This window comes from Nocardia sp. NPDC047648, from assembly GCF_040642815.1.
In the GTDB taxonomy this organism is placed as follows: Bacteria; Actinomycetota; Actinomycetes; order Mycobacteriales; family Mycobacteriaceae; genus Nocardia; species Nocardia gamkensis.
On the sequence record NZ_JBEYSX010000018.1, the window covers coordinates 156,555 to 170,435 of the forward strand.

2 protein-coding genes are annotated in these 13,881 nt (G+C 68.2%); both read right to left on the reverse strand.

Annotation, left to right across the window (positions count from 1 at the left end; translation table 11 throughout):
- Nucleotides 1-171: 171 nt before the first annotated feature.
- Nucleotides 172-12,501, reverse strand: coding sequence for an amino acid adenylation domain-containing protein (locus ABZ803_RS30455; RefSeq protein WP_357044556.1), 12,330 nt, complete (start codon nucleotides 12,499-12,501; stop codon nucleotides 172-174).
- A 201-nt stretch (nucleotides 12,502-12,702) separates the two neighbouring features.
- Nucleotides 12,703-13,881, reverse strand: a 1,179-nt coding sequence (locus tag ABZ803_RS30460) for an AMP-binding protein (protein ID WP_357044558.1), incomplete at its 5' end; no start/stop codon positions are given.

Here is a 13,881-nt window from a genome sequence, read left to right on the forward strand (position 1 = left end):
TGATCATCGAGCGCGCGCATGCCGATCGTTACCGAACCGTCGGCGCACGCCGAGCGCGACCGGCCACGACCCGTGGGGTTCCGGGCCGCGGGAACGGACGCGTATGACGAGTGCCGGGGACGATTATTCCCTGCCGACGCCGGATTCGGGTCGCGGCGTCGGCAGGGACGATCAACGGCGGCCGTCGAGCAGAGCGGCCAGCTGCGGACCGATCACCGCCAGCGCCTCCGGCGCGGCCATCCGAGCATGGGTGACCTCGACCGGGCGGTCGACGACCATGCCTTGGACATACGGCCACCAGTCCGCCGCGGCGGCGCGCAACTCGTCGGCGGGATCGGCGACGGCCGCGCTGAAGTACTGCACGGTGCCGCGGAAGACGCCGGGCCGGTGCTCGGCGATCAGCTCCGCCGAGCGGACCGCGCTGCGGTAGATCCGGCGCAGCCGTTCCGGCGTCACCGCCACCAGATCCGCCGGGATCATGGCGTGCAGCGCAGCCAACGACTCGTCGTCGAGTTCGTAGACATCATCGCCCTCGGCAGCCGCCGTACCGAGGCCGAGTTCGGCCAGTGCGCCGCGCACCGCGGCGCGGAAACCGACGACGTCCGGATTCGGATGGCTGTCCATCATGGCCAGCAGCTCCACCTGCTCGCCCGCCTCCTGCAACGCGGTGGCGATGGCATGGGCCAGCACACCGCCGAGCGACCAGCCGAGCAACCGGTACGGGCCCTGCGGTTGCACCGCCTTGATCTCCGACAGGTAGCGCTCGGCCAGCTGTGCGAGCGAACCGGGCAGTTCGCCGTCTTCCGACAGCGCGGGCGATTGCAGGCCGAAGATCGGCTGCTCGGCGGGCAGGAACTGGGCCAGGCCCGCATACGACCAGGCCAAGCCGTACATCGGATGCAGGCAGAACAGCGGGGCCGCCGATCCGCTCGCGCGGATCGGCAGCAGCACGTCCAGCGCGGCGGTGGCGTCGGCGTCACCGGCGTCGATGCGGGCGGCCAAGCCCGCCACCGTCGCGTCGGTGAAGAACCACTGCACGCGCACCGTCGCTCCGGTCGCCTCCCGCAGCCGCCCGACCACCTGTGCCGCGAGCAGCGAGTTGCCGCCGAGGCCGAAGAAGTCGTCATCCAGGCCGACCCGCTCGGCGCCGAGCAGTTCGGCGAACGCGCCTGCCACCGCTTGCTCGGTGACCGTCTGCGGCGCCCGGTAGGCGACGGCGCTGTTGACCTCCGGGGCCGGCAACGCGCGGCGGTCGAGTTTCCCGTTCGGGGTCAACGGCAACGTCTCCAGCACCACGATCGCGTCGGGCACCATGTAACCGGTGAGGAACCGGGCGACGTCGGTCCGGACCGCGGCGGGGTCGATGGTCACGCCGGTGTCGGGGACCACGTACCCGATCAAGCGTTCACCGGTGTGCTGGTCCTCGCGGACCAGCGCCACCGCCTGGCTCACTCCCGGACACCGCAACAGCGCCGCTTCGATCTCGCCGAGCTCGATACGGAACCCCCGCAGTTGCACTTGCTGGTCCCCGCGCCCGGCGTACTCGAGCACCGCGTCCTCGCCGTGCACACGCCAGCGGCCGATATCGCCGGAGCGGTACATCCGCGCACCCGGCGCACCGAACGGATCGGCCACGAACCGGGCCGCGGTCAACCCCGGCCTGCCCAGATAACCCCGCGACAACTGCCCACCCACGACATGGATCTCCCCGGCCACCGCCACCGGCACCGGATGCAAACGCCCATCGAGCACATACGCACCCAGCCCCGCGATCGCCCGCCCGATCACACTCGCGCTCTCACCCGCATGCTGCGGCTCCATTTCCAGGAACGACACATGCACCGTGGTCTCGGTGATGCCGTACATGTTCACCAACCGAGTAGCCGCGCCGTGGCGTTCATACCAACGCCCCAGCTTGCGCGGATCCAAGGCCTCACCACCGAAGATCACATACCGCAACGCCAGCTCACCCCCGGCCGCGGCCCGGTCGGTCTCGACCAACTGATAGAACGCCGACGGAGTCTGGTTGAGCACACTGACCCGCTCCCGGATCAACAACTCCCGGAACTGCTCGGGCGAGCGGGAAGTCAGATAATCGACCACGACCACACTGCCGCCGTGCGCCAACGCGCACCACAACTCCCACACCGAGAAATCGAACGCATACGAGTGGAACAACGTCCACACATCCTCGCGACCGAACCCGAACAACGGCGCGGTATTGGCCAGCAACTCCACCACATTGCGGTGCGCGACCCCCACACCCTTGGGCACACCGGTCGAACCGGAGGTGTAGATGACATACGCCAAGTTGTCCGGCCGCAACGGCGCCACCCGATCCGCGTCACCCACCGGCGCGTCCGAGAAGTGCTGCGCATCGCCCAACACCACCACCGGCAACCCACCAACCGGTAACCCATCCCGCTGCTCAGCGCTACTCAACACACACACCGGCGCGGCGTCTTCGAGCATGAACTCCAACCGCTGCACCGGATACGTGGTGTCGATCGGCAGATACGCCGCACCCGCGGTCAACACACCCAACAACGCGACCGGCAGCTCCTCGGTACGCGACACCGCCACCGCCACCACCGACTCCGGGCCCGCGCCCTGAGCGATCAACGCCCGAGCCACCCGATTCGCCCGCCGCTGCAACTGCCCGAACGTCAAACTCGTATCACCGAAACGAATCGCGACCGCATCCGGACGCAACCATGCCTGCTCGGCGATCACATCCGGCAAGGTCGCGCCGGGGACCCAGGCGCCCGGCGCATTCCATGCGCTCAGCACCTGATCGCGCTCGCCGGGCGCGAGCACGTCGATGTCGCCCACCACAGCGGTGGCATCGGCCGCGATCGACGTGAGGATACGGCGGAATCGGCTCGCGAAATTCCGTACGGTCGATTCGTCGAACAGGTCGGTCGCGTAGCCGATGACCACCGAAAGACCTTGGTCTCCAGGCTGTTCGGCCAGGGTGATCTGCAAGTCGAACTTGGCCGCCGAGACCTGCGGATCGATGCCGGACACCGTGAGGCCGGGCAACTCGAGCGTCGCCTGCGCCAAGTTCTGCAACACCAGCATCACCTGGAACAGCGGGTGCCGCGCCGCCGAGCGAACCGGATCGAGCAATTCGACCAGACGCTCGAAGGGCAGATCGGCGTGCCCGAACGCGGCGACGTCGGTCCGGCGGACCTCGGCGAGCAACGCGTCGAACGGCGTGCCCGGCTCGACCTCGGTGCGCAGCACCAGGGTGTTGACGAACATGCCGATCAGATCGTCGAGTTCGGCCTCGCCGCGGCCGGCCACCGGGGTTCCGATGGCGATGTCCGAGGTGCCCGACAGCCGGGCCAGCAGCACCGCGAGCGCGGCGTGCACCACCATGAACAGTGTCGAATTATGCCGCTGGGCGAGTTGTTCCAGCTCGGCATGCAGGTCGGCGTCGATGTCGAAGGCGAAGGTGGCCCCCCGATAGGACGCCTGGGCGGGCCGGGGCCGGTCGACCGGCAGCGGCAGTTCGTCCGGCAGTGCCGCGAGCGTGCCGCGCCAGTACTCGGCCTGCTGCGAGATGAGGCTGTTCGGGTCGCTCTCGGAACCGAGCACCTCCCGCTGCCACAGGCTGTAGTCCGCGTACTGGACCGGCAGCGGGGCCATGGCCGGGGCTTCGCCTCTGCTGCGCGCCTCGTAGGCCAGCACCAGATCCCGGGTGAGCGGTCCCATCGACCAACCGTCGGAGCTGATGTGGTGCGCGACGAACGCGAGCACGTGCTCGGTCGGGTCGTCCGCGTTCGCGGATGCGACCTCGAGCAGTTCGACCCGGAACGGGACCTCGGAGGTCACGTCGAAGCCCGCGGCGACGACGGCGGTCACCGCGGCGGCCAGATCGGCCGCGTCGACCCGGGCCGGAGCCAGCCCGATCGGCACCTCGTCCGCCGCGAGCACCTGCTGTACCGGGCCGGTCGGCGTCTGCGGGTAGATCGTGCGCAGAATCTCGTGCCGCGCCACCAGGTCCGCGACGGCCTGTCGCAGAGCGGCCACGTCCAAGTCGCCGGTGAGGCGGATGGCGGCCGGGATGTTGTAGACCGACGACGCCGGATCGAACTGGTTGAGGAACCACATGCGCTGCTGCGCCAGCGACAGCGGAATGCGGTCAGGGCGCGGACCGGCGACCAAGGCTTTACGCCCGCCGGAGCCCGCGTGCTGCTCGACCTTCGTGGCGAGTCCGGCCACGGTCGCCGCCTCGAACAACACCCGCACCGGGACACGAGCGTCCAACGCCGCACCGATACGCGCCGCGACCTGCGTCGCCAACAACGAATTACCACCGAGGGCGAAGAAATCATCATCCACACCGACACGCTCGACACCCAGCACCTCGGCATACACCGACGCCACGATCTCCTCGATCGGAGTCGACGGCGCACGGAAAACCTGAACCTCGAACTCCGGCTCCGGCAACGCCTTACGATCCAACTTCCCGTTCACATTCAACGGCAAAGCATCCAACACCACGAACGCCGACGGCACCATGTACGACGGCAACACAGCAGCCAGCTCCGACTTCACCCGCGCCACATCAACACCCGCACCGGCACCGCCAGCAGCCGCAGCCCCAGCAGCGGCATCGGCATCGGCATCGGCATCGGCATCGGCATCGGCATCGGCATCGGCACGACCATCAGACCCAGCACCAGAGGGCACCAAGTAGGCCACCAAACGATCACCGGTCTTCGGATCCGACTTCGCAACCACCGCCGCCTGCGCGATCTCCGGCAGCGCGAGCAACGCGGCCTCGATCTCACCCAACTCGATACGGAAACCACGAATCTTCACCTGGAAGTCCGTACGACCCCGGTACTCGAGTTCGCCGCGACCATTCCAGGCAACCAGGTCACCCGTGCGATACATCCGAGCACCCGACTCGAACGGATTCGCCACGAACCGGTCCGCCGTGAGATCGGCGCGACCGAAGTAACCACGCGCCAACTGCGCACCAGCCAGATACAACTCACCGGAAACACCCACCGGAACCGGACGCAAACGCCCATCCAGCACATACACCCGACTGTTCCATTCGGGCGCACCAATAGGCACCGACGTCTCGTCGGCGAGGGTGGCACGATGGCTGGTGATCGACACCGCAGCCTCGGTCGGCCCATAAAGATTGAACAACTCGGTGCGGGGATTCCGGCGCAAGAACCGCTGGGCCAACGCCCCTGGCAACGCCTCGCCGATCGCCAGCACCCGCCACAACGAATCCGGCATACCCGCCGCCAGCAGCGCGTCCAGCATCGACGGCACGACGTGCAGCGTGGTGACCCATTCCTGGGCCATGAGTTCGTTGAGGTACGCCGGATCCCGATGACCATCCGGGGAGGCGATGACCAAACGGCCACCACACACCGCCGCCGACCAGAACTCCCACACCGACAAGTCGAACGTCGCCGCCGTCTTCAACAAAACCGCATCAGCCGCATCGAGACCGAACTCGACACTCTTCCACTGCAACTGATTCGCGATCGCACCGTGCGCAACAGCCACACCCTTCGGCCGGCCCGTCGAACCAGACGTGAAAATCACATACGCCGTGTTCTCCGCACGCAACGGCCCAACCCGATCAGCATCCGTGACCGGCTTCGCATCCACACCCGACAAATCCAACTCATCGATACGCACCACCGGCGCGACATCGGTCTCGAACTCCGCATCAGCGTTGGTCAACACACACACCGGTGCCGCCGTCTCCAGGATGTAGCTGGTGCGCTCGGCAGCCTGATCCGGATCCACCGGCACATACGCACCACCGGACTTCGCCACCGCATACATCGCCACGACCAGATCCACCGACCGACGCAACGCCAGAGCCACCCGCGACTCCGGACCCACACCCAACGAAATCAGATGCCGCGCAAGACGATTGATTCGCGCATCGAGTTCGGCGTAGGTCAGCTCGACCCGCTCACCGTCGATCGAATCGGCGACGAGCGCCGTGGAACGCGGGTCCGCCGCCACGCTGGCGTCGAGCAGCGAGACCAGGGTCGCGCCCGCATCCACGGACTGCTCGGTGGCGTTCCAGCGCGCCAGCACGTCGTGCCGTTCGGCATCGGCCAGCAACTCGAGATCGCCGACCGCGGCGTTCGCGTCCGCCACCACGGACGTCAGGATGCGGGAGAATCGTGCCGCGAAACCTTCTACAGTGGTTCGATCGAAAAGGTCGGTCGCGTACGTCAGGAACCCGCCGATACCCGCAGGCGCACCCGACCCGTCATACGCATCACCGACGATCAAATGCAGATCGAACTGCGACACATCCAGATCGGCGTCCACACCGGACACCGTCAAACCCGGCAGCTCCAACGCCGTCCGCGCGATGTTCTGGAACGACAAACCCACCTGGAACAACGGATGACGCGCCGTCGACCGCGGCGGATTCAACACCTCCACCAACCGCTCGAACGGCACATCCGCATGCGCGAACGCCGCCAGATCGGTTTCGCGCTGCCTGCCGAGCAGGCCGACGAACGACTCATCGGGCTCGAACCGCGTCCGGAACACCACGGTATTGACGAACATGCCGATCAAGTCATCGAGCTCACGCTCACCACGACCCGCGACGGGTGTGCCGATGGCGATGTCGTCGGAGCCCGACAACCGAGCCAGCAACACCGCGAACGCCGTATGCACCACCATGAACAACGTGGCGCCGTGGGCACGAGCCAAATCCACGAGCCCCGCGTGGGTCGCGGCATCGATCTCGACATCCACCCGAGCACCGGCCAGCGAGGCCACCGCAGGTCTGGGTCGGTCGGTCGGCAACTCCAGCAAGTCCGGGACACCGGCGAGTTGCTCACGCCAGAAGCCGATTTGCCGGGCAGCGATGGATGCCGGATCGGACTCGTCTCCCAGCACCGCCCGCTGCCACAGCGCGTAATCCGCGTACTGCACCCGCAACGGCGACCACGCCGGTGCGTCGCCCGAGGTGCGCGCCGCGTAGGCGACCATCACATCCCGCACCAGCGGACCCATCGACGAGGCGTCCGCCGCGATGTGATGCACCACCACCGCGAGCACATACGTGTCGGGCACTCCGTCGACCTCGATGAGCACAGCCCGCAACGGCACCTCGACCGTCACGTCGAACGGAGCCGCCGCCAACGCGTACACGCTGCTCGCCACATCGGACTCGGCCAGCACCCGCGGAGTCGAGTCCAGGGTCACTTGCGCGGCAGGCAACACCACCTGCACCGGACCGTCCGGGGTCTCCGGATACACCGTCCGCAGCACCTCGTGCCGCGCCACCACATCGCGCAGCGCCGCCCCCAACGCGGCCACATCCAACGCACCGGTCAACCGCAAGGCGAACGGCAGATTGTAAGCCGCCGAACCGATCTGCTCCCCGGCATTCGCGGACTGATCGAAGCGGTTGAGGAACCACATCCGCCGTTGTGCCAACGACAACGGCAACTGGTCGGGCCGGGCGATACTGCCCAGCTCCACACCACGCTCGCCGTGTGTGCGTGACTCGAGCGCCGACGCCAGGGAAGCCACCGTCGGCGCCTCGAACAGCGTCCGAACCGGCACCCGCGCACCCACCGCGGCGCCCAAACGAGCCACCACCTGCGTGGCGACCAGCGAATTACCCCCGAGCGCGAAGAAATCGTCATCCGCGCCCACCCGGTTCAGCCCGAGCACCTCACCGAACACCCCCGCCACGATCTCCTCGACCGCCGTCGCAGGCGCACGGAAATGCTTGGTCTCGAACGTGGGCTCGGGCAGAGCCTTACGGTCCAGCTTGCCGCTGGAGTTCAGCGGGAACGCCTCCAACGCCACGATGGCGCCCGGAACCATGTAGGCGGGCAAGGTCTCGCTGATCGCGGACCGCAATGCCTGCGCGTCGATCCGATCGCCCGGCGCGGGGACCACGTAGGCGACGAGCTGATCACCCAGCGACGAGGCCGCGACGAGGGCCACGGCCTGGCTCACCGACGGCTGCGCCAGCAGCGCCGTCTCGATCTCACCCAGCTCGATCCGCTGACCGCGGAACTTCACCTGGAAATCGGTCCGGCCGAGATAGTCGAGCACCGCGTCGTCGGCGTCCTTGCGCCACACGACGAGGTCACCCGTTCGGTACATCCGCTCTCCGTTGCCGAACGGGTCGGCGACGAACCGGTCGGCGGTGAGATCGGGACGCCGCACATAGCCGCGAGCCAACTGGTCACCCGCGAGATACAGCTCACCGGGCACACCCACCGGCACCGGTTGCAACCACGAGTCCAAAACGTAGACCCGGGTGTTCCACTGCGGCAGACCGATCGGCACGGTGCGCTCGTCCGGCGACGCGGGCCAGTAGGTCACCGAGACCGCCGCCTCGGTGGGGCCGTAGAGGTTGTGCACGGCGGCGTCGGACACCGCGTGCATCGCGCCCACGGTCTCCGGCGGCAGCGCCTCGCCGATCACGAAGACGTGTTCGAGCGTCGGGCAACTGCCGGGGACGGTGTGCGCCGCGAAGACCGTCAGCATGGACGGCACGAAGTCCGTCACCGTCACGCCCTGGGAAGCAATGGTTTCCGCGACATACGCGGGGTCACGGTGACCGTCGTGCGTGGCGACCACGAGCTTCGCGCCCACACGCAGCGGCATGAAGTAACCCCACAGCGAGACGTCGAACGTCGTCGCCGTCTTCTGCAGGTACACGTCATCGGCATCGAGTGGGTATTCCGCCAGCATCCACTCGATCTGGTTGTTGATCGCCGCGTGGGACACCGCGACGCCCTTCGGGCGGCCCGTCGACCCCGACGTGAAGATCACGTACGCCGGATGCGCGGGCACCACCGGACGCAGGAGTTCCTCCGCGCGAACCGGGCTGTCGTCGAAGCCGCCGAGATCCAGCGTGTCCACGGCGAGTGCCCGGACGTCATCGGGCAGCGCGGCCGCGTCCGCGCTGGTCGTCACGACGCAGAGGGGGCGAGCGGTGTCCAGGATGTGGGCGATGCGTTCGGCCGGATGATCCGGATCCAACGGCACATAAGCCCCACCCGCCGCCACGATCGCATACATCCCCACCACAAGATCCAACGAACGCCGAACCGCCAACCCCACCAACGACTCCGCACCCACACCCTGCGAAATCAACAACCGCGCCAAACGATTCACCCGCGCATCGAACCCACGATACGAAAGCTCGACACCCTCGTAGGCGACGGCGATCTCGTCCGGATGCGCCTCGACGGCCCGGCGATAACCATCGAGCAGCAACTCGGAGCGGACCGGGTAGCGGGTGTCGTTCCACTCGTGCAGGATGCGATCCCGCTCGACCACGTTGAGCAGGTCGATGCCGCCCAGCGCGCGATCGGGGTCGGTCGCGACCGCGCGCAGCAACCGGTTCAGGCGCGCCGCGAACTCGGCGACCGAACTCTCGTCGAACAGATCGGTAGCATAGGTGAACATGGCGGCCAGGCCCGCGTCCGGACCCTCCTGCGGTGTCACCGTCAGCTGTAGATCGAATTTGGCCGCCGCGCCGTCGAAATCGACCGCGCCGACCGACAGGCCGGGCAGCTCGAGCTGCGCTCGGTCCATGTTCTGGAAGAACAGCGCCACCTGGAACAGCGGGTGATGCGCCTGCGACCGCACCGGGTCCAGCACCTCGACCAACCGCTCGAACGGCAGTTCGGCGTGCGAGAACGCGGCCAGGTCGCGTTCCTTGGTCGCCTCCAGCAGCCCGGCGAACGAGGCCGCCGGGTCCACCGCGGTCCGCAACACCAGCGTGTTGACGAACATGCCGACCAGATCGTCGAGTTCCGCCTCGCCACGTCCGGCGACCGGCGTGCCGATGGTGATGTCGGTGGTGCCGGACAATCGGGCCAGCAGCGCCGCGAAGGCGGTGTGCACCACCATGAACAGCGAGGCGCCGTGGGCCTGCGCGAGTTCGTCGAGCCGGGCCCGGACGGGTGCGTCGACGGTGAAGGTGAAGACGCCGCCGCGCCCGGAGGCCGAGACGGGGCGCGGCCGATCCATGGGGAGGTCGAGCCGATCGGGAATGCCCGCGAGAGCGTCACGCCAGAAAGCGATCTGCGTCGCGGCCACGGAGCGGGGGTCGCTCTCCTCGCCGAGCACGGCGTGCTGCCACAGCGTGTAGTCCGCGTATTGCACCGGCAGCGGGGCCCAGCCGGGCGCCTCGCCCGCGCTGCGCGCGACATAGGCGGTCATCAGGTCGCGTACCAGCGGCGCTATGGACGTACCGTCGGCCGCGATGTGGTGCACGACCACGGCGAGCACGTAATCGTCGGAGCCGATCCGCGCGAGCGAAAGCCGCAGCGGCACCTCGGCCGCGACGTCGAAACCGGCTGCGGCGAAGGCGCCCAGCCAGTCCGGCAATTCTCCGGCGGTCAGGCTGTGCGGCGTCAGGTCCGGGATCGCCCGCTCGGCGGGCAGCACGACCTGGTAACCGGTACCGTCCACCGCCGGATACACCGTCCGCAACGTCTCATGACGCTCGACCACATCCGCGACCGCCGCCTGCAACGCCGCCACATCCAACACACCCGACAACCGCACCGCGAACGGAATATTATTCGCCGCCGACCCGGTATCGAACTGATTCAAAAACCACATCCGCCGCTGCGCCAACGACAACGGCACCCGCTCCGGACGCTGCAGCGCCGCCAACGCGGGACGCGCCGCACCGGTGTCGAATTCGGCGAGGCGGGCGGCCAGCAGCGCGACCGTCGGCGCTTCGAACACCGTCCGCGCGGGCACCCGTGCGCCGATCGACGCCCCGAGCCGGGCCGCGACCTGCGTCGCGATCAGCGAATTGCCGCCCAGCTCGAAGAAGTCGTCGTCCGCGCCGATCTCGTCACCCGCGCTGAGCAGGTCACCGAAGACGCCCGCGACCAATTGCTCCAGCGCTCCCGACGGGGCGCGGAATTCCTTGGTCTGCAACTGCGGAGCGGGCAGGGCACGACGATCCAGCTTGCCCACCGGGGTCAACGGGATCTCATCGAGCACGGTGAGCGAGGTCGGCACCATGTGCACCGGCAGGCTGCGCTCGGCGTGCGCGATCAGCTCGTCGGTGTCGATGGAGCGTCCGCTCGCCGCGTGCACATACGACACGAGAATCGTCGCGCCGCTGTCCAACTGATGCCCGACGGTGATCGCGAAGTCGACCGTCTCGTGCGCGGCCAGCACCGCGTCGATCTCGCCCAGCTCGATCCGGAAACCGCGAATCTTCACCTGGAAGTCGTTGCGGCCCATGTATTCCAACTCGCCGTTCGGCGTCCAGCGCACCAGGTCGCCGGTGCGATAGAGCCGAGAGTGGTTCGGGTCGAACGGATTCGGAACGAAACGTACGGCGGTGAGGCCGGGACGCAGCTGGTAACCGCGCGCCAGTTGGGGTCCACCGATGTACAGCTCGCCGACCACGCCGATCGGGACCGGCACCAGCCGCTCGTCCAGCACGTATTCGGTGGTCGCCTGGATCGGCGCGCCGATGGTCACCGTTTCCCCGACCACCAGCGGCGCGCTGATGTTGGTCATGATCGTGGTCTCGGTCGGGCCGTAGCCGTTGTAGAACTCGCGCTCGCCCTCGGCGATCGGGCGCACCCAGCGCCGCACCAGCTCCGGCGGGCACGCCTCGCCACCGGCCACAACCACGCGCAGTTCGTCCAACCCGGCCGGGTCCACCGACGCGAGCGCGGCGGGGGTGATGAACGCGTGGGTGACGGCCTCCCTGCGCAGGAGCGCGGCCAGCTCGTCGCCGCCGTAGACCGTCGGCGCGACCACGACCATGGTCGCCGCTCCGCCCAGCGCGAGCAGCAATTCCAGCACCGACGCGTCGAACGACGGCGACGCGAAATGCAGCGTCCGCGACGCACTCGTCACCCGATATCGATCCCGCTGCTCGGCACAGAAACTCGCCAACCCGGCCTGGGTGACCACCACGCCCTTCGGCATGCCGGTGGAGCCGGAGGTGTAGATGACGTAGGCGGGATGCTCGGCGCGCAACTGTCGCAGCCGATCCGCGTAGGTGACCGGCTCGGTCGGGTAGTCCTCCAGCCGCTGGACGAAGGCGTCCGAATCGATGACCAGCCATTCGATCTCGCTCGGCAGGTCCTCCGCCACGCGCGCGACGGTGAGGCCGAGCACCGCGCCGGAGTCCTTCACCATGTGCTCGACCCGATCGGCCGGATAGTTCGGATCCACCGGCACGAACCCCGCACCCGTCTTGGCCACCGCCCACACCGCGACCACAGACTCCACCGAACGCGGAACACCGACAGCGACCAGATCCTCCGGACCCACCCCCCGATCGATGAGCAACCGCGCCAACCGCGTGGACCTGGCGTCGAGTTCCGCGTAGGTGAGGTGTCCGCGAGAGCTGACCGCGTCGGCGAAGACAACCGCGGTGCCCGTCGGATGCGCTTCGACGGCGGTTGCCATCAGTTGCGGGAGGGTGGTGACTCTAGGTCGCCGGGTACGAGTGGGACGCACCCGCGCGGGCCGCGTCACGCGAGCCCCGCTTCGTGCTTCCTGGGCGCCGATCCCTGCGCCGGCAGACTATTCCCCGACAAGCGAAACATGAAAACTCTGCACATCCTGCCTGTAAGAACACGTCCATGACACATTTCCAGCGGACGGCCTGATACAGCAAACCAGTCCGCTGTGTGCATGGTCACACAACTGGGAGCTTCCGCATGACCGCGAATCACTTCACCGGGCGTCGAACAGCTCGGTGAACTCGACGATCGCGACCACATTCGACCAGGGCCCCTCGGGCACCGCGCCGACACCATTGTCCAGCACCACGGCGTGCAAATCCTCCAGTGCCATCGGGTCGAGCGTGTCCAGCCCGGTCCGATCCGTCACCAGATGGGTTACCCACTCGTCGGCGAGCGACTCGGTCAGCGCGCCGTCCGCCTCGGCCAGCACCACCGACGCGCCCACCGATCCGGCGGCGACCACTTCGACCAGCGCGGCGGGCGACTGCGGACTGCCGTGCTGGAAGGTGCGCGATTCGAAGGTCAGTTCGGTGCGGGCGCGCAGCCGTGCGGCGGCCGTGGCGAGGTCGTCGTAGCTGAGCGCCTGGGCACCGATGAACGCCGGGTCGCCGCCGCGCAAGGCGCGAATGCGGTGGGCGTAGGTGACCGGCCGGGGCGATTCGGCGGCGATCTCCGCGACCACGGTCGGGTCGTCGAGGGCGAGCCAGTCGACCGCGGCGGCCGAGTGCGCACCGCCGACCGTCAAGCCGGTCTTGATCTCGAGTTCGTGCGGCAGCAGTGCGTCGAGTGCGTCGACCGGGACCACCGCGGCGCCGGTTTTGAGTACCGCCCAGGTGGCGATGACCGCTTCGATGCCGCGATCCAGTCGCACCGCCACGCCCGCGCCGGGGCCGCAGCCGCGCGCGATGAGCACGCGCGCCAACCGCGACGAGCGCGCGTCGAGATCCTGGTAGGACAGCGCGTTCTCGCCGGAGACCACGGCGGGGCCGTCCGGGTCGTCCTCGACCGCCGCCGCCAGTGCCTGGGTCAACGCCGTACCCGCGGTGGCCGTGGGCGCTTCGACGCTCACCGGCTCCGCCGCGACCGCCATCCGTTCCCGTTCGGTGGGGTCGAGGATGTCGATGTCGCCGATGGGGGTGTGGGGGTTGGTGGCGATGGTGGTGAGGATGCGGTGGAGGCGGTGGCCGAGGGTTTGGATGGTGGTTTCGTCGAACAGGTCGGTGGCGTAGGTGAAGATGGTGTCGAGTTCGGCGGGGGTGCCGTCGTGGTGGTGGTGGGGGTGGATGTTGACTTGCAGGTCGAATTTGGCTGCGACGGTGCCGGTGTCGAGGGCGGTGATGGTGAGGCCGGGTAGTTGCAGGGTGGGTTGTTCGTTGTTCTGGAAGGACAG